General features: G+C 73.9%; 15 protein-coding genes and 2 pseudogenes. 12 read left to right on the top strand and 5 right to left on the bottom strand.

What is annotated here, in order from left to right:
• Nucleotides 1–7: 7 nt before the first annotated feature.
• From pdhA to I5Q34_RS10385, 8 genes and pseudogenes are all read left to right on the top strand, one after another.
• Nucleotides 8–1,144: a pyruvate dehydrogenase (acetyl-transferring) E1 component subunit alpha gene (pdhA, locus tag I5Q34_RS10425; protein WP_199892888.1), complete on the top strand. Its 1,137-nt coding sequence runs from the start codon at nucleotides 8–10 to the stop codon at nucleotides 1,142–1,144.
• A complete protein-coding gene (locus I5Q34_RS10420) occupies nucleotides 1,141–2,175 on the top strand; it encodes an alpha-ketoacid dehydrogenase subunit beta (protein ID WP_199891923.1) in 1,035 nt (344 codons plus the stop codon). The genes pdhA and I5Q34_RS10420 overlap by 4 nt, the downstream gene beginning before the upstream one ends.
• A complete protein-coding gene (locus I5Q34_RS10415; protein ID WP_199891922.1) occupies nucleotides 2,175–3,614 on the top strand; it encodes a dihydrolipoamide acetyltransferase family protein in 1,440 nt (479 codons plus the stop codon). Before I5Q34_RS10420 ends, I5Q34_RS10415 begins: the two co-directional genes overlap by 1 nt.
• A 15-nt stretch (nucleotides 3,615–3,629) precedes the next feature.
• A pseudogene (locus I5Q34_RS35500) lies at nucleotides 3,630–3,785 on the top strand (NTP transferase domain-containing protein); the annotation flags it as partial.
• Between the two features lie 99 nt (nucleotides 3,786–3,884).
• Nucleotides 3,885–4,724 (top strand): DUF6457 domain-containing protein, encoded by an 840-nt coding sequence (locus I5Q34_RS10405; RefSeq protein ID WP_199892887.1) that lies wholly within the window; start codon nucleotides 3,885–3,887, stop codon nucleotides 4,722–4,724.
• Nucleotides 4,725–5,710: 986 nt separating this feature from the next.
• Nucleotides 5,711–7,105, top strand: a pseudogene (locus tag I5Q34_RS34590) (molybdopterin molybdotransferase MoeA); the annotation flags it as partial.
• Between the two features lie 584 nt (nucleotides 7,106–7,689).
• A complete protein-coding gene (locus I5Q34_RS10390; protein WP_199891920.1) occupies nucleotides 7,690–8,232 on the top strand; it encodes a GntR family transcriptional regulator in 543 nt (180 codons plus the stop codon).
• The gene (locus I5Q34_RS10385; RefSeq protein WP_199892886.1) at nucleotides 8,229–8,984 is read left to right on the top strand and encodes a GntR family transcriptional regulator; all 756 of its coding nucleotides are present in this window, start codon (nucleotides 8,229–8,231) and stop codon (nucleotides 8,982–8,984) included. The genes I5Q34_RS10390 and I5Q34_RS10385 overlap by 4 nt, the downstream gene beginning before the upstream one ends.
• A gap of 373 nt (nucleotides 8,985–9,357) precedes the next feature.
• On the opposite strand, the gene I5Q34_RS10380 is transcribed toward I5Q34_RS10385, so the two are convergent.
• A complete protein-coding gene (locus tag I5Q34_RS10380) occupies nucleotides 9,358–10,497 on the bottom strand; it encodes a TrkA family potassium uptake protein (RefSeq protein ID WP_374192996.1) in 1,140 nt (379 codons plus the stop codon).
• A 52-nt stretch (nucleotides 10,498–10,549) separates the two neighbouring features.
• On the opposite strand from I5Q34_RS10380, the gene I5Q34_RS10375 reads away from it, so the two are divergent.
• From I5Q34_RS10375 to I5Q34_RS10365, 3 genes are all read left to right on the top strand, one after another.
• Nucleotides 10,550–11,530, top strand: coding sequence for an NAD(P)H-quinone oxidoreductase (locus tag I5Q34_RS10375; RefSeq protein WP_199891918.1), 981 nt, complete (start codon nucleotides 10,550–10,552; stop codon nucleotides 11,528–11,530).
• 73 nt (nucleotides 11,531–11,603) lie between these two features.
• Nucleotides 11,604–12,146, top strand: a complete 543-nt coding sequence (locus I5Q34_RS10370) for a hypothetical protein (protein WP_199891917.1) — start codon at nucleotides 11,604–11,606, stop codon at nucleotides 12,144–12,146.
• Between the two features lie 82 nt (nucleotides 12,147–12,228).
• The gene (locus I5Q34_RS10365) at nucleotides 12,229–12,786 is read left to right on the top strand and encodes a bacterial proteasome activator family protein (RefSeq protein ID WP_199891916.1); all 558 of its coding nucleotides are present in this window, start codon (nucleotides 12,229–12,231) and stop codon (nucleotides 12,784–12,786) included.
• Between the two features lie 59 nt (nucleotides 12,787–12,845).
• On the opposite strand, the gene I5Q34_RS10360 is transcribed toward I5Q34_RS10365, so the two are convergent.
• On the bottom strand, nucleotides 12,846–14,468 hold the full coding sequence (locus I5Q34_RS10360; RefSeq protein ID WP_199891915.1) for a protein kinase: 1,623 nt from the start codon (nucleotides 14,466–14,468) through the stop codon (nucleotides 12,846–12,848).
• Nucleotides 14,469–14,857: 389 nt separating this feature from the next.
• Between I5Q34_RS10360 and I5Q34_RS10355 the strand changes: the two genes are divergently transcribed.
• Nucleotides 14,858–16,597, top strand: a complete 1,740-nt coding sequence (locus I5Q34_RS10355; RefSeq protein ID WP_199891914.1) for a protein kinase — start codon at nucleotides 14,858–14,860, stop codon at nucleotides 16,595–16,597.
• 15 nt (nucleotides 16,598–16,612) lie between these two features.
• Here I5Q34_RS10355 and I5Q34_RS10350 read toward each other — a convergent pair whose 3' ends face one another.
• The 3 genes from I5Q34_RS10350 to I5Q34_RS10340 all read right to left on the bottom strand — a co-directional run bounded on the left by I5Q34_RS10350 (nucleotide 16,613) and on the right by I5Q34_RS10340 (nucleotide 18,930).
• Nucleotides 16,613–17,692: a phosphotransferase gene (locus tag I5Q34_RS10350; protein ID WP_199891913.1), complete on the bottom strand. Its 1,080-nt coding sequence runs from the start codon at nucleotides 17,690–17,692 to the stop codon at nucleotides 16,613–16,615.
• Between the two features lie 15 nt (nucleotides 17,693–17,707).
• The gene (locus I5Q34_RS10345) at nucleotides 17,708–18,133 is read right to left on the bottom strand and encodes a pyridoxamine 5'-phosphate oxidase family protein (protein ID WP_199891912.1); all 426 of its coding nucleotides are present in this window, start codon (nucleotides 18,131–18,133) and stop codon (nucleotides 17,708–17,710) included.
• 137 nt (nucleotides 18,134–18,270) lie between these two features.
• On the bottom strand, nucleotides 18,271–18,930 hold the full coding sequence (locus I5Q34_RS10340) for a response regulator transcription factor (RefSeq protein WP_277965480.1): 660 nt from the start codon (nucleotides 18,928–18,930) through the stop codon (nucleotides 18,271–18,273).
• Nucleotides 18,931–19,106: the final 176 nt, after the last annotated feature.

The following is a 19,106-nucleotide window of genomic DNA, read 5'->3' as shown; positions in this document are numbered from 1 at the left end:
GCTCGTCATGACGGTCCTGGAGCAGCCCGGTTCGCACCGGCCGCCCCCGTCCCGGGCCTGGCGGCCCCGCACCGACCCCGCGCCGCTGCTGCCCGACGCCGAGCCGTACCGGCTGCTGGGCACCCCCGCCGCCGAGGCGCTCGACCCCGCGTTCCTGCGGCTGCTCCACGGGCACCTGGTGCGCGGCCGCCGCTACAACACCCAGGCCACCGCCCTGACCCGGCAGGGCAGGCTGGCGGTCTACCCCTCCTCCTCCGGCCAGGAGGCGTGCCAGGTCGCCGCCGCCCTCGCCCTGGAGGAGCGCGACTGGCTCTTCCCCAGCTACCGCGACACCCTCGCCGCCATAGCCCGCGGCCTCGACCCCGTCCAGGCCCTGACCCTGCTGCGCGGCGACTGGCACACAGGCTACGACCCGCGCGAGCACCGCGTGGCCCCCCTCTGCACCCCGCTGGCCACCCAACTCCCGCACGCCGTCGGCCTGGCGCACGCCGCCCGCCTCAAGGGGGACGACGTCGTCGCGCTCGCCATGGTCGGCGACGGCGGCACCAGCGAGGGCGACTTCCACGAGGCGCTCAACTTCGCCGCCGTCTGGAAGTCCCCGGTCGTCTTCCTCGTGCAGAACAACGGCTTCGCCATCTCCGTGCCCCTGTCCAAGCAGACCGCCGCGCCCTCCCTGGCGCACAAGGGCGTCGGCTACGGCATCCCCGCCCGCCTGGTCGACGGCAATGACGCCCCCGCCGTCCACGAGGTCCTCACCGAGGCCGTGCGCCGCGCCCGGGCCGGCGGCGGGCCCACCCTCGTCGAGGCCCTGACCTACCGCGTCGAGGCCCACACCAACGCCGACGACTCCACCCGCTACCGCAGCGACGCCGAGGTCACCGCCTGGCGCGCCCACGACCCCGTGGAACTGCTGGAGCGGGAGCTGACCCGGCGCGGGCTGCTGACGGAGAAGGATATCGCCGTCGAGCGCGAGGCCGCCGAGCGGATGGCCGCCGACCTGCGCGAGCGGATGAACGAGGATCCGCCGCTCGACCCCATGGAGCTGTTCGACCACGTCTACGCCCGGCGGACGGATCAACTGACCCGGCAGGCCGAGCAGTTGCGGGCCGAGCTCGCGGCCGCCGAGGAAGGAACGGACCGATGACCACCGCGGTCACCGCGACGGGCCGCAAGCCCGCCACCATGAGCCAGGCCCTCAACCGGGCGCTGCGCGACGCCATGGCCGACGATCCGGCCGTCCACGTCCTCGGCGAGGACGTCGGCACCCTGGGCGGCGTCTTCCGGATCACGGCCGGGCTGGCCGAGGAGTTCGGCGACGACCGCTGTACGGACACGCCGCTGGCCGAGGCGGGCATCCTCGGCGCGGCCGTCGGCATGGCGATGTACGGGCTGCGGCCCGTCGTGGAGATGCAGTTCGACGCCTTCGGCTACCCGGCGCTGGAGCAACTCCTCAGCCACGTCGCGAAGATGCGCAACCGCACCCGGGGCCGACTCCCCCTGCCGATCACCATCCGCATCCCGTTCGGCGGCGGCATCGGCGGCGTCGAGCACCACAGCGACTCCTCCGAGGCGCTCTACATGGCGACCCCCGGCCTGCACGTGGTCACCCCGGCCACCGTCGCCGACGCCTACGGGCTGCTGCGCGCCGCCATCGCCTCCGACGACCCGGTCGTCTTCCTGGAGCCCAAGCGGCTGTACTGGGCCAAGGCCGACTGGGAGCCCGACCGGCCGGAGGGGGTGCCGGGCATCGGCACCGCCGTCGTCCGCCGCCGCGGCACCTCCGCCACGCTCATCACCTACGGCCCCTCCGTCCCCGTCTGTCTGGAGGCCGCCGAGGCGGCCCGCGCCGAGGGGTGGGACCTGGAGGTCGTCGACCTGCGCTCGCTGGTGCCGTTCGACGAGGAGACCGTCGTCGCGTCCGTGCGGCGCACCGGCCGGGCCGTCGTCGTCCACGAGGCCACCGGCTTCGGCGGGCCCGGCGGCGAGCTCGCCGCGACGGTCGCCGAGCGCTGCTTCCACCACTTGGAGGCCCCGGTGCTGCGGGTCACGGGCTTCGACGTCCCGTACCCGCCGCCGATGCTGGAGAAGCACCATCTGCCGGGAGTCGACCGGGTGCTGGACGCGGTCGCCCGGCTGCAGTGGGAGTCGGAGTGGACGACGGGGGGTGTCAACTGATGGCCGTGGTCAAGGAGTTCGCCCTGCCCGATCTCGGTGAGGGGCTCACCGAGGCGCAGGTCGTCCGCTGGCTGGTCGAGGTCGGCGACGTGGTCGCCGTGGACCAGCCGGTGGTCGAGGTCGAGACGGCCAAGGCCATGGTGGAGGTGCCGTGCCCCTACGGGGGCGTGGTCACGGCGCGCTTCGGCGAGGAAGGCGCGGAACTGCCGGTGGGCGCACCCCTGTTGACGGTCGCGGTAGGGGATTCGGCGGGGGCGCCCGATCCGGCGTCCCCGGCGGATCGGTCCGCCGGGGAAGGGTCGGGGAACGTCCTCGTCGGCTACGGCACCCAGGCCCCGGCTCCTCGCCGGCCCCGGGTGCGACGGCCGGCGGCCGAGCCCCTGCCGGTGCCCCGCCCCGACGACGGGGCGCTCTGGTCGGACGCCCCGGTCTCCGGCGGGCCGGTGGCCGCCGGTTCCGCGTCCAGCGGTCCCGGATCCGGCGGTTCCCCGGCCGATCCGGCAGGTGCAGGTGCAGGTGCAGGTGCCAGTGCCGGTACAGGTCCCGGTCCCGGTCACGGTCCCGTGGCCGTGATCTCCCCGCTCGTCCGCCGGATCGCCCGCGAGCGCGGCCTCGACCTGGCCCGGGTGCGCGGCAGCGGTCCCGAGGGGCTGATCCTGCGCGCCGACGTCGAACGGGCCGCGGCCGCCGCCGAGTCCATGCCCCCGGTCGTACCCGCGGCCGTGCCCCCGGCCGTGTCCCCGGCCGCGGGCGAGCGCATCCCCCTGCGCGGGCTGCGCGGCGCCGTCGCCGAGAAGCTCGGCCGCAGCCGGCGCGAGATCCCGGACGCCAGCTGCTGGGTGGACGCCGACGCGACGGAGCTGCTCGCCGCCCGCCGGTCCATGAACGAGGGCCCCGGCCGGACGAAGGTCTCGCTGCTCGCCCTCCTCGCCCGGATCTGCACCGCCGCGCTCGCGGAGTTCCCCGAGCTCAACTCCGTGGTGGACACCGAGGCCCGGGAGATCGTGCTGCTGCCCGCGGTGCACCTCGGCTTCGCCGCGCAGACCCCGCGCGGGCTCGTCGTCCCCGTCGTCCGCGACGCGCACACCAAGGGCGCGGCCGCCCTCTCGGCGGAGATCGCCCGGCTCACCGAGGCCGCCCGCGAGGGCCACATCACCCCCGCCGAGCTCACCGGCGGCACATTCACCCTCAACAACTACGGAGTCTTCGGCGTGGACGGCTCCACCCCCATCATCAACCACCCCGAGGCGGCGATGCTGGGAGTCGGCCGCATCGCCCCCAAACCCTGGGTCCACCAGGGCGAGTTGGCCGTGCGGCACGTCGTCCAGCTGTCCCTCGCGTTCGACCACCGGGTGTGCGACGGGGGAACGGCCGGCGGATTCCTGCGCTACGTCGCGGACTGCGTCGAACGCCCCGCCGTGCTCCTGCGGACGCTCTGAACCCATACTCGTCGGGTGACGGAAACGCTGTACGACGCGGTCGTCCTGGCCGGAGGAGCCGCCCGGCGGCTGGGCGGGGCGGACAAGCCCGGGGTGCGGATCGGCGGCCGCTCCCTGCTGGACAGGGTGCTCGGCGGGTGCGCCGGCGCGGCGACGACGGTGGTCGTCGGGCCGCGCCGGCCCCCCGCGCGGCCGGGGGGCTGGGGGCGCGCACACCCCCCCCGCCGCGGGCCGCGGGCCGCCCCCCCCCCGGGGCGGCGGCCCCAAACGCTGTACGACGCGGTCGTCCTGGCCGGAGGCGCCGCCCGGGGGCTGGGGGGGGCGGACAAGCCGGGGGGGCGGAGCGGCGGCCGCTCCCTGCTGGACTGGGTGCGCGGGGGGGGCGCCGGCGCGGCGACGACGGTGGTCGTCGGGCCGCGCCGGCCCACGGCGCGGCCGGTCGTCTGGGCGCGCGAACAGCCGCCCGGCGGCGGGCCGCTGGCCGCCCTCCACGCGGGGCTGCGGCACGCCACGGCGGAGACGGTGCTCGTCCTCTCGGCCGACCTGCCGTTCCTCGGCGCGGACGCCGTGCGGGAGCTCGTCGCCGCGGCCGTCGGCGCGGAGGGCGCCCTGCTCACCGACGCCGACGGCCGCGACCAGCCGCTCGTCGCCGCCTACCGGGCGGAGCCGCTCCGGCGCGAGATCGCCCTGCTCGCCACGGAGCACGGCACCCTCACCGGCCTTCCCGTGCGCCTCCTCACTGCCGAACTGTCCCTCGCGCGCCTCCCGTACCACGAGGCGTCCTTCGACTGCGACACCTGGCAGGACATCGGCGCGGCCCGCGCGCGCATCAGGGACGATAGGACCGTGCTGGATGAATGGATCGCCGCGGTCAAGGCCGAACTCGGCATAGAACTCGACGTCGACCGGGCCGGGCTCCTCGACCTGGCCCGCGACGCGGCCCATGGCGTGGCCCGCCCCGCCGCCCCCCTGACGACCTTCCTCGTCGGCTACGCGGCCGCGCTGCGCGGCGGCGGCCCCGAGGAGGTCGCCCGCGCCGCCGGGCAGGCGGCGGCACTGGCCGCGCGCTGGGCGGAGGAGGACGGCGACGGCTCCGGGGCCCCCGCATGAGCCCCCACGACCGCGACGCGGACGCGGCCGCCCTCGACCGGGCCACGGACGAGGCGCTGGCCATCCTCGCCGCCGACCACGGCGCACCGGGACGGGCCGCCGTGGGGCCGGTGGACGGCGGGTACCTCCCGTTCGACGACGACCCGGACGACGCCGGGCCGCCACCGGCCGCCGCCACTCGTGAAGTCCCGCCGCTGGACGTGCCGTTCGGCGGCGTGCGCTTCTACGACCACGCGGGGCCGGACCCGTACGGCGGGGACGCCCCGCACCGTGTACATGGCGCACTCGGCGCACACGGCCGTGCGGACCCGTCGGGCGACGCGGGCCTGACCGAGGTCTGGCGGACGGTCCGCGACGTCGCGTCACAGGACGCCGGCCCCTCCCGGCAGCAGCGGCCGCCCGCCCGGCGGGGCGCCACCGGCTCGTCCACGGGCGTGTGGCGGTCCGTCGCCGACGGCACCTCCGCCGGTGCCCGGCGGAACGGTACCGACGACGAGGCGCTGACCGACGTCTGGCGGTCGGTCCGGGACGTGACCGGTGACGGCGCGCGGGACGGTTCCCGCGGCCGGACGGCCGGCGCGCGCGCCGCTTCCGTACCGGCGTCCGCCGCCCGGGAGACCCCGGCGGCGGAGCGCTCCACGGGCCGGACCCGTGCCGGGTCCGCCCGTTCGCGGGCCGCCGACGACGCGCCCGCGCCTGCGGCGGCGCAGGGCCGCCCGGCCCCGGGCGACGGCCGTCGGGCGCGCGACGGCGATGCGGGGCGACGTACCGACGCGTCCGCGCGAAACGGCCGTTCCGGCCGCGACGGCGATGCCGCCCCGGAGCGCGTCGGCTCGTCCGCCCGCGAGGCGCCGGGCGGCGCGGGTTCCCGTCCGGACGGCGACGGCGCCCCCGGGCGCGCCGACGCGTCCACGCGCGGGACACGCGGGACACGCGGGACACAGGGGCGTCCGGACGAAGACCGCTCCCCGCACGACGGCCGCGACGGCCACGACGGCCGCGACAGCCGCGACGACGAGGACGCCGCCCGGGACCCCGCGCCCGGTGGCGACGAGCCGTCCGGGCGACCGGCCACCCCCCGCCCGGGCGGGACCGACGCGCCGCCGCCCGGCTCCGCGCCCGCCGGCCGCCACGAGGACGGTGACCCCACCATGGTCCGCCAGGGCGCCGGCCACCACGTCACCACCGACACCACGGACCGCCTGCCCCCCACCCCCTGGCCCACCGCCGGCCGCATCGCCGCCGGGGCCGCCGAGGCGCTGGCCCCGGAGGAGGTGCCGCTCGGCGAGGCGCTCGGGCGGACGCTGGCCGAGGGGCTGGCCGCGCTGACGGACCTGCCGTCGTTCGACACCTCCGCCATGGACGGCTGGGCCGTCGCCGGGCCCGGGCCCTGGCGGCTGCCCGAGCGGCCGGCGGGCGAGGGCATCGTCGCCGGACAGACCGGCAACGAGCCGCTGCGGGACGGGTGTGCCGTGCCCATCGCCACCGGTGCCCGCGTGCCCCCCGGGGCGACGGCCGTCCTGCGCCGGGAGCACGGCCGGACGACGGCGCAGGGCGAGCTGTACGCCACCCGCCGGGCCGGGCAGGGCCAGGACATCCGCCCGCGCGGCCAGGAGTGCCGCAGCGGCGACGAACTGCTGCCCGCCGGCAGCCCGGTGACGCCCGCCGTGCTGGGCCTCGCCGCGGCCGCCGGGTACGACGCGCTGTCCGTGACCGCCCGTCCCCGGGTCGAGATCCTCGTCCTCGGCGACGAGCTCGTCCACGAGGGCCTGCCCCACGACGGGCGGATCCGCGACGCGCTCGGCCCGATGCTCGGCCCCTGGCTGCGGACGCTCGGCGCCGAGGTGGCGGCGGAGCACCGGCTGGGCGACGACGCCGACGCGCTGCACGACGCCCTCGCCGCCTCCGACGCCGACCTGGTGATCACGACCGGCAGCACCGCCGCCGGCCCCCGCGACCACCTGCACCCGGCCCTGCGCCGGCTCGGCGCCGAGCTGCTCGTGGACGGGGTCGCGGTCCGCCCGGGCCACCCCATGCTGCTCGCCCGCCTCGCGGAGAACCGGCACCTCGTGGGCCTCCCGGGCAACCCGCTCGCCGCCGTCGCTGGCCTGCTCACCCTGGCCGAACCGCTGCTGCGCACGCTCTCCGGCCGCACGGCCCCGTCGCTGCGCCGGGCCGTGCCGGCCGGACCGGTGCCGAGCCACCCGGCCGACACCCGCCTCGTCCCCGTCGTGCTGCGCGGCGGCGACGGCGCGCGCCCGCTGCGCTTCCACGGGCCGGCGATGCTGCGCGGCCTGGCGGCGGCCGACGCGATGGCGGTGATCCCGCCGGGCGGCAGCACCTCGCGCGGCCGGGTCGCCCTGCTCGACCTGCCCTGGTAGAGGGCCTGTTCAGCTCTCGGACACCGGCGCCTTCCGGATGGTGATCAGGCGGTCGGTGAGGTGCGCCGTCGCGGCCTCGGGGTCGGTGCGGTGTGGCAGGCGGTGGCCGCGGACCACGGCGACCACGAGGTCGTCCGTCGGACCACGAGAACACCGGCCTACGGGAAGGTCCTTGGCACCACAGGACGGGGGCGGCCTGCCCTGAGCCGGGAAACGGGATGGGCGCGCGATACCTCGATGGGATGCGACCGCCCGACGACGTAGACGTTCCCATCCTCGAACTCCAGCCTGGTGCGCGCGGGAAGGACGCAGCGGACGTCCCGCACACGATGCGGAATACCGCCGACCGTGACCACGTCACCGACGCGGACACGGTCCCCCGTAACGGTCACCATGGCGATGCCCCGCCGGCCGGCGTGATGGTTGTTCATGGGCCAACTCCCGTGTCTGGTAAGGAACAGCGCGCAACATAATGTTGTTCGCATATAGCAGTAAGGATGTTTTTGGGAGCGTCATCACCCGATCGGCTCACGTGCGGTCGAGGCAGTAAGGTCGGGGAACCGCGACCAAGGCAGGAGGCCGCCGTGAGCAGCAGCGAGTGGATCAGCACATCGGTGCCCTACCTGGCACCCCGCGAGAGCGGGCAGCCCGACGCGTGGAGCGAGGAGAGCGCCGCCCGGGGCCGGCGAGGCTCCCAGCGCATCGTCGCGGCGGGGGAGACGGTCCCGGCACCCGAGGTGGCCAGGCTGCTGGGGACGTCGGACGGGGAGTCCGTCGTCGTCCGTCGCAGAATCATCTATCTGGACGACGAACCGACAGAACTGACGGACACCTACTACCCGTTGGACATCGCGCGCGGCACGCCGCTGGCCGGGACGGCCAAGATCCCGGGCGGTGCCGTGACTCTGCTGGCCAGGCTCGGATACGTCGGCGAGCGGGTGACGGAGGAGATCAGGGCCCGTAGGCCCGCCGCCGAGGAGCTGCAGACCCTGGCCATGGCCGAGGAGGAACCGGTCCTCCGTCTGACCCGTGTGACGTTCGACGGGAACGACCGCCCTCTGCAGGTGGACGTGATGACGATGCCCGCGCACCGTCAGAGCCTCCGCTACGAACTCAGGATCGGCTGACCGTGCGGGACCGGCGCTCGCTCCACACGCGCATCGCGGCGGACCTGCGGGACGAGATCCTGTCGGGCGGCCTCCCCGCGGGTGGCAACATCCCTTCCACCCAGCAGCTCACAGACCGTTTCAGCGCGTCGAACGCGACGGTGCAGAAGGCACTTCAGATTCTCAAGGACGAGGGGCTCGTGGTCGGCCGCCCGGGTTCCGGGGTCCTGGTGCGTGAGCACCGGCAGCGGACGATGTACCCGGCTTCGTACCTCGCGCCCGCCGCGCCCGGGCAGCCGTACCGGTGGATCACGGAGGCCGGGAAGCGTGGGGTGAGGGCCCGCAGCCGGCTTCTGGACGTGGCCGAGGTGCGCCCGCCCTCGGACGTCGCCGTGGCGCTGAACATCACCGACGGCGGCACCGCGCTCCTGCGCTCCCAAGTCCTCCTCTTCGACGACGAACCGGTGGAACTGGTCAAGTCCTTCTATCCCCCTGACATCGTGCGCGGCACGGCCATGACGGAGCGCCGCCGGATCCGTGGCGGTACGCCGACTCTCCTGGCCGAACTGGGCTACCCGCCCCGCAAGTGCGTGGACCGGGTCGCCGCCCGGGTCCCCACCCAAGAGCAATACGAGGCCCTGGCTCTGCCGACAGACCTGCCCGTCCTGCGTACCTTCCGGGTGGTCTACAGCGATGACGAACGGCCCATCGAGGCATCGGTCATGGCGAAGGCGGGGCATTTGTATGAGCTGCGGTACGACATCTCTGTGTGAGGGCTGCTGTCGTGTGTTTCGCAACCCAACCTGTATCAGGCCGGGTCGGCCTGTTCCCATGCCTTGCGGATCTCAGCGGGTGGAATTGCGTGCTCGACCGGGTGCGGGCCGAGTGGGAGAACGGCCCGGGTTCCGGGCCGGTTTCGGCGGTGATGCGCATGCGGGGGCTCGGGCGGGTCTGCCGGCATCTTGCTGACTGCCCGGACGAGTGGTGAACCGGCGGAGCCCGATTTCCGGGATTCGGGGGGCGGGATTCGGGCTCTGCCCAAAGGAATGGTGGGTCGTCAGACCCACCCTCCCTCCCCAAGTCGCGCGTATACCACGTGGATGACGGTCGGGCTCGCCCCGGACGCCGGGGAGTCGAAGGAAATCGTCAGCCCTCCGCCGTCGTCACCGGCGGCGCCTCCCGGATCGTGATCACGCGGTCCGTGAGGTGGAGGGACTGGGCCTCCGGGTCCGTGTAGTTGAGCAGACGGTGGCCCCGGAGGACGGCTACGACAAGGTCGGCGCAGTCGCGCGGGGAGCGGCCCGCCTCGGACTTGGTGACCGGGCGTTCGACGACGTCCAGGCCGTGGCCGTAGGTCAGCAGGTCCTCCAGGACGTTGCCCACGTACGGGCTCACCATCGACATGCCGAGCATGCGGCCCGCCGAACTGGAGCTGGTGACGACGGTGTCGGCGCCGCTCTGGCGCAGGAGCGGGACGTTCTCGTCCTCCCGTACGGCGACCACGATCGTGGCGTGCTTGTTGATCTGCCGCGCCGTGAGGGTGACCAGGGCGGCCGTGTCGTCGCGCTGGGTGGTGATCACGACCTGGGCGGCCTTCTGCAGCTCCGCGCGGTGCAGGGTGTCGGAGCGGGTCGCGTCCCCGAGGACGCCCACCAGACCGTCGCCCGCCGCCGCGTCCACCGCCTTCTTCTGCGGGTCCACCACGACGATCTTCTCCTTCGGCCGGCCCTGGCCGACAAGGGTCTCGACCGTGTGCCGGCCCTTGGTGCCGTAGCCGATGACGACGGTGTGGTCCCGCATGCGCGATCTCCAACGGTGTACGCGGACCTGCTGGCGCGTCCGCTCGGTCAGCACCTCCAGCGTGGTGCCGACCAGAATGATCAGGAACAGGACGCGCAATGGCGTCACAACGAGGATGTTGATCAGGCGCGCCGCGTCGCTCACCGGTGTGATGTCGCCGTACCCGGTGGTGGAGAGGGTGACGGTGGCGTAGTACGCGGCGTCCAGGAAGCTGAGCGGGCCGCCCGCGTTGTCGTGGTAGCCGTCCCGGTCGAAGTAGACGATGAAGGTCGTGAGGCCCAGCACCAGCAGGGCCATGACCAGGCGCTGTATCACCTGCCGCAGCGGCGCGGTGATGTTCTGGACCGGGAGGACGACGGCGCCCGCCGCCTCGGCGTCCTCGCTGTCGGACCGGGTGCGGCGCCAGAGCGAGCGGAACAGGCGGCGGGCGCCGGTCCGTTCGTGTTCAGGAGGGCCGGGGGCGGCTGCGGTCGGTGGGGTCGGCACGGCTCCATGATCCCGTACCCCGCCGCGGAAGGACGCGGAGTAGCCTCGCGCCATGCATGCGATCACCATCCCCACACCCGGCGGACCCGACGCGCTCGTCTGGGCCGAGGTACCCGATCCCGTGCCCGGCGGGGGAGAGGTGCTGGTCGAGGTCGCCGCCACCGCGGTCAACCGCGCGGACCTGCTGCAGCGCCAGGGCTTCTACGACCCGCCGCCCGGCGCCTCCCCCTTCCCCGGCCTGGAGTGCTCCGGCCGGATCGCCGCGCTCGGCCCCGGGGTCAGCGGCTGGGCGGTCGGCGACGAGGTGTGCGCGCTGCTGGCGGGCGGCGGCTACGCGGAGAAGGCCGTCGTCCCCGTCGGCCAGCTGCTGCCCGTCCCGGAGGGGCTGGACGTGGTGTCGGCCGCGGCCCTGCCCGAGGTCACGGCGACGGTCTGGTCGAACGTGTTCATGCTCGCCCACCTGCGCCCCGGCGAGACGCTGCTGGTGCACGGCGGCGGCAGCGGCATCGGCACGATGGCCGTCCAGCTGGCCAAGGCGGTCGGCGCGCGTGTGGCGGTCACCGCCGGCGGCGGGGAGAAGCTGGAGCGCTGCCGCGAGCTGGGCGCGGACATCCTCATCGACTACCGCGAGCAGGACTTCGTCGAGGAGCTGCGCAAGGTCACCGGCGGCGCGGGCGCGGACGTGATCCTCGACATCGTGGGCGCCAAGTACCTGGCGAGGAACGTGGACGCCCTCGCCGTCAACGGCCGGCTGGCGGTCATCGGCCTCCAGGGCGGCCGCAAGGCCGAGCTCGACCTCGGCAAGCTGCTCGCCAAGCGCGCCGCGGTGATGGCGACCACGCTGCGCTCGCGGCCGCTCGCGGAGAAGGCGGCGATCGTCGCGGCGGTGCGCGAGCACGTGTGGCCGCTGGTCTCGGGCGGGCGGGTGCGCCCGGTCGTGGACCGGACCCTGCCGCTGCGGGACGCGGCCGCGGCGCACCGGATCGTGGAGGAGAGCGCGCACGTGGGGAAGGTGCTGCTCACGACGGGCTGATCACGACGGGCCGAGTCACCCGTACGGCCGTTCGGCGCGTGCCGCCGTCCGGCCCCCGTGTGACGGTGGAGGGGTGATCGCCGGAACCCGCCCGGCCGCGCTGGCCGGGCTGACGCTGGCGGCCGTCCTCGCCCTGGCGCCGGGTGCGGCGCGGGCCGAGCCCGGGCCGTCCGCCCGGCCCGCGCCCCGCGCGGCGGGCCCGTCCGCCGCCCCCGACCCCGGGCGGCTCGCCGGGACGGTCGCGGGCCAGGGCCGGGCCCACCCCGGGCGGGCCCCGGAGCCCTCGCGGGCGCCGGCGGAGTACCCGGACGAGGAGGCGCCGCCGGAGCCCGCGGACGAGGAGCGGCCGGAGCCCGCCGCCGTCCCGCCCGAGCCGCCGGAGGCCGCCGAGGAGGCGCCCGCGACGCCCGCGCCGCGGGCGGACCCCTCGCCCACGCCGTCCTCGCCCGCCCCGCCGCCCGTGCCCGTGCGGGCCGGGGGCGGCCGGTCGGCCGCGCGCGGCAGCACGTCGGCCCCGGCCCCGGAGCCCGTGATGCGCGTCCTCCCGCTCGGCACCGGGCTGACCCTCACCGGCCTCGGGATCGGCTTCCTCGGCCTCCGGCTGCGCCATCGCTGAAGCCGGAGCGGCCGACCCCGTTGGATCATCCGCTCGCAGGGGCATCACCTGGGGGAAATCACCTGTGCGAGAGAATGGCGGCATGGATATGCCGAGGAACGAACGGTCGCAGGAGAGCCCGCACGTCCTGGTCGTAGGCCCGGACGGCATGGCTCTCGGCAGCGCTGGCCCCGGCGTCGGGGCCGGTGACGACGAGTCGCGCGAGGTGCCCGTGACGGAGCAGGTCGAACAGCCCGCGAAGGTCATGCGCATCGGCAGCATGATCAAGCAGCTGCTGGAGGAGGTACGGGCGGCTCCTCTGGACGAGGCCAGCCGTGTCCGGCTCAAGGAGATCCACCACAGCTCCGTCAAGGAGCTGGAGGACGGGCTCGCCCCCGAGCTCGTGGAGGAGCTGGAGCGCCTCTCGCTCCCGTTCACCGACGACACCATCCCCACCGAGGCCGAACTGCGCATCGCCCAGGCGCAGTTGGTCGGCTGGCTGGAGGGGCTCTTCCACGGCATCCAGACGGCGCTGTTCGCCCAGCAGATGGCGGCCCGCGCCCAGCTGGAACAGATGCGCCGGGCCCTGCCGGCCGGCGTGGGCGAGGACGACCACGAGGGCGGCCACCCGCAGGGCGCGCGCTCGGGGCCGTACCTGTAGCGGAGCGCACGAAGGGCCGGAAGTCCCGCGGGACTTCCGGCCCTTCGTCGTGTCCGGCGTCAGGACGCGGGGTCGCCGGTCGAGACGGTCAGGACGATCGTGGTGTTCTTGGGATCGAAGGCATCGCCTTGCGCGGGGCTGGTCATCATGACGGTGCCCTTGCCCCAGACATTCTCGTCCTGCTTGTCCTCGCGGTACTTCCAACCGGCCTTCTGGAGGCAGGCCTTGACCGAGTCGATGTGGACGAAGGTGAGGCTGGGCATCGACTTCTTCGACTTGTCGAGGAAGCTGTCACGCGCGTTGGTGCACTTCTCGACCTCGATGACCTTGGACTTGTCGCCGTCCTTGTGCTTGGCCTCGTTGGCGCCGCCGCCCGACGTACCACCGGACGTGCCGCCCGCCGGGGACGGGGACGTCGTCTGCGACGTCTTCTCGTCCGCCCTGGTCTCGGGCTCGTCGTCGGAGCCGCCCTTGAGGGCGATGATCCCGACCACGGCGACGACGGCCAGGGCCGCGACGATCGCCGAGCCGACGATGACCGGCCTGTTGCCCTTCGAGGGAACCGGGGCCGGGGGCGCCTGGTACGGGGGAGGCGTCCGGTACGCGGGGGCGGGGGGCGGGGTCTGCTGGTAACCCGCCGCGTACGAGGGCTGCTGCGGCGGCTGGTACGGCGTCTGCACGGACTGGATGCCCGGGCCCGGGACCGCCTGCTGGTCCACCGGCGGGAAGACCGCCGAGGAGACGCCCGCGCCGCTGCGCGGGGCCGGGGCGTCGCCGTTGATCACCGGCGAGGACGCGCCGTGCACCGTGGAGGCCACGCGGGCGCACTCGTCGCGCATCGCGGCGGCGGACGGGAAGCGCTCGTTCGGGTTCTTCTTCAGCGCGCGGGCGACCAGCGCGTCCAGCGCCGGCGGGATCGAGCGGTTGATCGTGGAGGGCGCGACCGGCTCCTCCTGGACGTGCGCGTACGCGATGGCCAGCGGCGAGTCCGCGTTGAAGGGCAGCCGACCCGTCAGCAGCTCGAAGAGCATGATGCCGACCGAATAGAGGTCGGAGCGCGCGTCCACCCCGCGCCCCAGCGCCTGTTCGGGCGAGAGGTACTGCGGGGTGCCGACGACCATGCCGGTCTGGGTCATCGACGTGACCCCGGACTGCATGGCGCGCGCGATGCCGAAGTCCATGACCTTGACCACATCACGCTTGGTCATCATCACGTTGCCCGGCTTGATGTCCCGGTGGACCAGGCCCATCTCGTGGCTGACCTCGAGCGCCGCCAGCACGTCCGCCGTGATCTTGAGCGCCTTCGCGGCCGGCATCGCGCCGTACTGCTTCACGTCCGCGTCGAGCACCGAGCGCAGCGGCTTGCCCTCGACGTACTCCATGACGATGTACGGCATCGTCGTGCCGTCGAGCTCGTCCTCGCCGGTGTCGAAGACCGAGACGATGTTGGTGTGCGTGAGCTTGGCCACGGCCTGCGCCTCGCGGCGGAAGCGCTCGCGGAAGGACGATTCCCGGCCCAGTTCCGTGTGCAGCGTCTTGATCGCCACCTGGCGGTCCAGCGCCGCGTCGTACGCGAGGTGCACGGAGGCCATGCCGCCCTCGCCGAGCAGGTCGCGCAGCTGGTAGCGGCCGCCCGCGACGGCCCGTCCCGCGTACCGGCCCTGTGCGCCGTCCTGGCTCATGCTCCTGTTTCCCCCATCGGCGTGCGCACCGGCGTCCGTCGGTGACGCGACGCGGGGCCCGGCCCGGTTCAAAGGTCTGATCCAGCCAGATCCATCCGACCGGACACGTATCCCGGCCAAGTGTGCCGCAGGGCCGGGGCACGTCAAGCCACGTGCCCGTTCCGTGACCGGATGCGCGACAAGCCGTCACGGAATTTGCCTTGCGCGGCCCGCTGCGGGTTTGATTGCCCGTCCATCCCCGACCGGTGCGCATCCCGGAACCTGTAGCGTGCCTAGCGGAAGAACTGCATTGCTTCGTATTGCCCCGAGGTACTGCCCCGGGCCTTGCGCGAGCACTGCCCCAAGGTTCAGGCCCCCACGCGAGCGGCCAGACACGACGGCGAGGACTGATGGCACAGACGCAGAGCGCCCAGGGTCCGTCCGACCCTGACGCCACCGGGGGCGGAATGCCCGATGTGCCGGAAATGTGGGGTAATGGCGGCGTGGTCGGCGACGGCCGTTACCGCCTCACCCACCGGCTCGGCCGCGGCGGCATGGCCGAGGTCTTCGCCGCCGAGGACGTGCGCCTCGGCCGCACGGTCGCGGTCAAGCTGCTGCGCGCCGACCTCGCCGAGGACCCGGTCTCCAAGGCCCGCTTCACCCGCGAGGCACAGTCCGTCGCCGGGCTGAACCACCACGCGGTGGTCGCCGTCTACGACTCCGGCGAGGATGTCGTCGGCCACAGCACCGTGCCGTACATCGTCATGGAGCTGGTTGAAGGCCGTACCATCCGCGACCTGTTGCTCAACGCCGAGGCCCCGCCGCCCGAGCAGGCGCTCATCATCGTCTCGGGCGTGCTGGACGCGCTGGCCTACAGCCACCAGCACGGCATCGTGCACCGCGACATCAAGCCCGCCAACGTCATCATCACCAACAACGGCGCCGTCAAGGTCATGGACTTCGGCATCGCCCGCGCCCTGCACGGCGCGCAGTCGACCATGACCCAGACGGGCATGGTCATGGGCACCCCGCAGTACCTCTCGCCCGAACAGGCCCTCGGCAAGACCGTGGACGCCCGCTCGGACCTCTACGCCACCGGCTGCCTGCTCTACGAACTCCTGTCGCTGCGCCCGCCGTTCACCGGTGAGACGCCGCTTTCCGTGGTGTACCAGCACGTTCAGGACAATCCGATCCCGCCGTCGCAGGTGCTCGGCAGCGTCCCGCCGGAGCTCGACGGGCTCGTCATGCGCTCGCTGGCCAAGGACCCGGACGACCGGTTCCAGAGCGCCGAGGAGATGCGCGGGCTGGTCCAGTACAGCCTCCAGATGCTGCACGACGCGGGCGGCCACACCGGCGCCTGGGACACCGGCCCGGTCGCGGCGGCCACCGCGGCCACGCAGATGCTGGGCGCGGCCGGCATGGGCCAGACCACGGCCATGCCGCACCCGCAGCACGGCGACACCTCCCCGCAGCGGATCCTGCCGCAGGGCGTCGGTGGCGCCGGCGACGACGACTACGAGCCGGCCGGGCGCGGCCGGGGCGGCAGCAGCAAGCTGTGGATCTTCATTGCGGTGGTGATCGTGGCGACGGTCGCGGTGGCGGCGTTCGTGTTCTTGAAGGACGGCAAGCAGGGTTCTTCGGAGGAGAAGACCAAGGACAAGCAGACCGTGGCGCCCTCCAGCCCCGGCTCCAGCGAGTCCTCCTCCCCCAGCCCCAAGAAGGAGGAGCCGTCCTCCATCCCCCAGCGCGGCGGCACGACCGGCGACAACTCCAGCGATGACGACGACGATTACTCGGAGAACACCGGTAATCGCGGCCGCCACTCGCAGGAGCCCTCCAACGAGCCCTCCAACGACCCGTCCAAGGAGCCCAGCGGCAACCCGACCGGCGACGACAAGCCGGGCAGCAACCAGGGGACCTCGCAGGGCACTTCGCAGGGGACCTCGCAAGGTACGTCCCAGGGCACTTCGCAGGGGACCTCGCAGGGCACGTCCCAGGGCACTTCGCAGGGCACGTCCCAGGGGACGACGCAGGGGACCTCGCAGGGGACGACCCAGGGGACGACCCAGGGGACCTCGCAGGGCACCACCCAGGGGACGACCCAGGGCTCGACCCAGGGGGCGGACACCCAGGGCCACTCCACGCCCTGACGCCCCCGGGCCGTCTCAGTCCGTGAACGCGTCGTGCACGTCCTCGTACGCGCGCGTCCACCACACGGCCAGCGCCGCCGACGCCGGGAAACCGGGGTCGGCGCGGTGGTCGCCCAGCTGGTAGCGCCAGCGCAGCATCCAGAAGTCGTTGAGCCGCTCCCACCACACCCGGTGCACCGCCGCCGCCAGCTCCGCCGGGCCGGCGCCCGTGCTGCGCCGGTAGGCCCGTGCGTACGGCCGTACCTTCGTGAAGTCCAGCGTGCCGTCGGGCCGCAGGAAGAAGATCACGGCGGCCCGGACGGCCTCCTCGGCGCGCGGCCGCACCCCCAGCCGGTCCCAGTCGACGATCGCGGCGGGCTCGGCGCCCCGGTAGAGCAGGTTGAGCGGGTGGAAGTCGCCGTGCACCCAGCCCCGGGCGGGCGTCGCGGCCGCCGGCGGACGGCGGTGGGCATGCTGTTCCAGCAGGGTGCGGCGCTCGACGAGGCGGTGCTCGGCGAGCTCGTCGAAGGCGTCGCGGGGCCGGCGGCGGGCCAGGACCAGGAGCTCCTCGATGAGCGCGTACGTGTCCTCGGGGTCGGCCGCGGCGTCGGGGGCCGGGGAGCGGCCCGTGAGGGCCTCCTCGGGCCCCTGGGGGACGGCCTCGGGGCGCTCGCCCTCCATCACCGTCTCCAGGCTCACGTGCACCCGGCCCAGCAGCCCGCCCAGCCGCCGGGACTGGGCCTCGGTCAGCTCGCCCCCGTCCCGGTGGCGGCCCTCGACCCAGGGGTGCAGGGCGTAGCAGCGGCCGCCGAGGACGGCGACGGTGGAGCCGTCGTCGTCGGCGACGGGCGGGGCGACCGGCAGCCCGAGCGCGCCCAGCCGGAGCGTGGCGGCGTGCTGGCGGGCGATGGCGTCCCGGTCGCCGTCGAGGTGGTGCTTGAGGAAGAAGCGGCCGCGGCTGGTGGAGAGCCGGTAACCCCGGTTGAGCAGGCCCTCGGTGAGCGGTTCGCAGGAGACGGGCTCGCCCGCCTGCCGGTAGCGGCGCAGCAGGGTGCGCAGGGCGCCGTCGGGGGGTGGGGCGTGGGGCGGTGCGTTGTGGACAAGTGAGCGCGGCACGCCCCAAATGTTAGTTCACGAAGCGTGCGCGGCGGCCCTCGTGGGTACGCCTTCGAGGTGGTGCAGGGTGATGAACTGCGGTTCTATGCACAGGTATTCGGGGACGAAGGGTTTGTCGTCGGCGATGCGGGGGGCCGGGCCGAAGCGCGGGAGTTCGGCCGGGTCCGGGGTGAACGTCCGGGCGGTGCCCATGAGTTGGATGTGCCAGACGCGCTCGTCGCCCTCCTCCCGGTCGCCGAAGTTGTCGGCGTTGTAGGCGACGACCGAGCCGTCGCAGGCGCGTCCGTAGCCGTAGCCGCCGTGCAGCCGGATCAGGACCCTGCCGTCGGAGACGATGTGCCGGGTGGTGATGACGAACGGGAGCGCGCGCATGGTCACCGAGAGCCGCCCGTAGGGGGCTCGTTCGAGCAGTTCGAGCGCTCGGTACTCGTCTGAAGGCATGCGCTTACTCTGCACCGTCACCCCCGGTGCACGTAGAGCCACCCGCCCCGTCGCGCCCGGGACGTTGGTCCCTAAACGGGCGGCAGGCCCTTTGGGACGGGTGCTTTTCGGCCTCGGTCCGGCGACTTCCGGCCGTGTCAGCGCTTCTCCGCCTGGAGCCGGGCGACGTACGCGGCGGCCTGGGAGCGGCGCTCCATGCCCAGCTTGGACAGCAGGCTGGAGACGTAGTTCTTGATGGTCTTCTCGGCGAGGTGCAGCCGCTCGCCGATCACGCGGTTGGTCAGGCCCTCCCCGATCAGGTCCAGGATGCGGCGCTCCTGCTCGGTGAGGGAGGCGAGCTTGTTGTCGCCCTTGGGGTCCTTGCCGTCCCGCAGCCGCTCCAGCACCCGGGCGGTCGCGACCGGATCGAGCAGCGACTTTCCGGCGGCCACGTCGCGCACGGCGGACAGCAGCTCATTGCCGCGAATCGCCTTGAGCACATATCCCGAGGCCCCGGCCATGATCGCGTCGAAAAGCGCCTCGTCGTCGGCGAACGAGGTGAGCATCAGACATTTGATGCCCTCGTCCTGCGCGCGGATCTCACGGCATACTTCTACTCCGCTGCCATCCGGAAGACGGACGTCCAGAACGGCGACGTCGGGCCGGGTGGCGGGAATGCGCACCAAAGCGTCGGCCGCGGTACCGGCTTCGCCGACCACCTCGATGTCCTCCTCGACGGAGAGCATCTCGTGGACGCCGCGCCGCACCACCTCGTGGTCGTCAAGCAGAAATACCGTGATTTTTCCTTGTTCGCGCACAGTGTCAGTCTCACACATCGAGTCTTCCCCTGCTCTTGTCCTCCGGGATAACGTGCGGTCGTTCCGGCGGTAACTCCGCTTCGGCGGAGGAGGCTCGCAAGGCTCTGACCAGTACCGCTGCGGCCCTTTCTGGATTTACTTGGAAATCCAAGCAAAATCGCAGGTCAGACAGGGTT

This window comes from Streptomyces sp. AV19 (assembly GCF_015999245.1).
Classification (GTDB): Bacteria; Actinomycetota; Actinomycetes; order Streptomycetales; family Streptomycetaceae; genus Streptomyces.
This window is presented reverse-complemented; position numbering and strand designations above follow the sequence as displayed.

Excerpts from the sequence above, each read along its gene's own strand:
- pdhA (WP_199892888.1), top strand. The coding sequence starts at position 8 with ATGACGGTCCTGGAGCAGCCCGGTTCGCACCGGCCGCCCCCGTCCCGG.
- I5Q34_RS10345 (WP_199891912.1), bottom strand. The coding sequence starts at position 18,133 with ATGCCTTCAGACGAGTACCGAGCGCTCGAACTGCTCGAACGAGCCCCC.
- I5Q34_RS10420 (WP_199891923.1), top strand. The coding sequence starts at position 1,141 with ATGACCACCGCGGTCACCGCGACGGGCCGCAAGCCCGCCACCATGAGC.
- I5Q34_RS10375 (WP_199891918.1), top strand. The coding sequence starts at position 10,550 with ATGCATGCGATCACCATCCCCACACCCGGCGGACCCGACGCGCTCGTC.
- I5Q34_RS10415 (WP_199891922.1), top strand. The coding sequence starts at position 2,175 with ATGGCCGTGGTCAAGGAGTTCGCCCTGCCCGATCTCGGTGAGGGGCTC.
- I5Q34_RS10360 (WP_199891915.1), bottom strand. The coding sequence starts at position 14,468 with ATGAGCCAGGACGGCGCACAGGGCCGGTACGCGGGACGGGCCGTCGCG.
- I5Q34_RS10365 (WP_199891916.1), top strand. The coding sequence starts at position 12,229 with ATGGATATGCCGAGGAACGAACGGTCGCAGGAGAGCCCGCACGTCCTG.
- I5Q34_RS10355 (WP_199891914.1), top strand. The coding sequence starts at position 14,858 with ATGGCACAGACGCAGAGCGCCCAGGGTCCGTCCGACCCTGACGCCACC.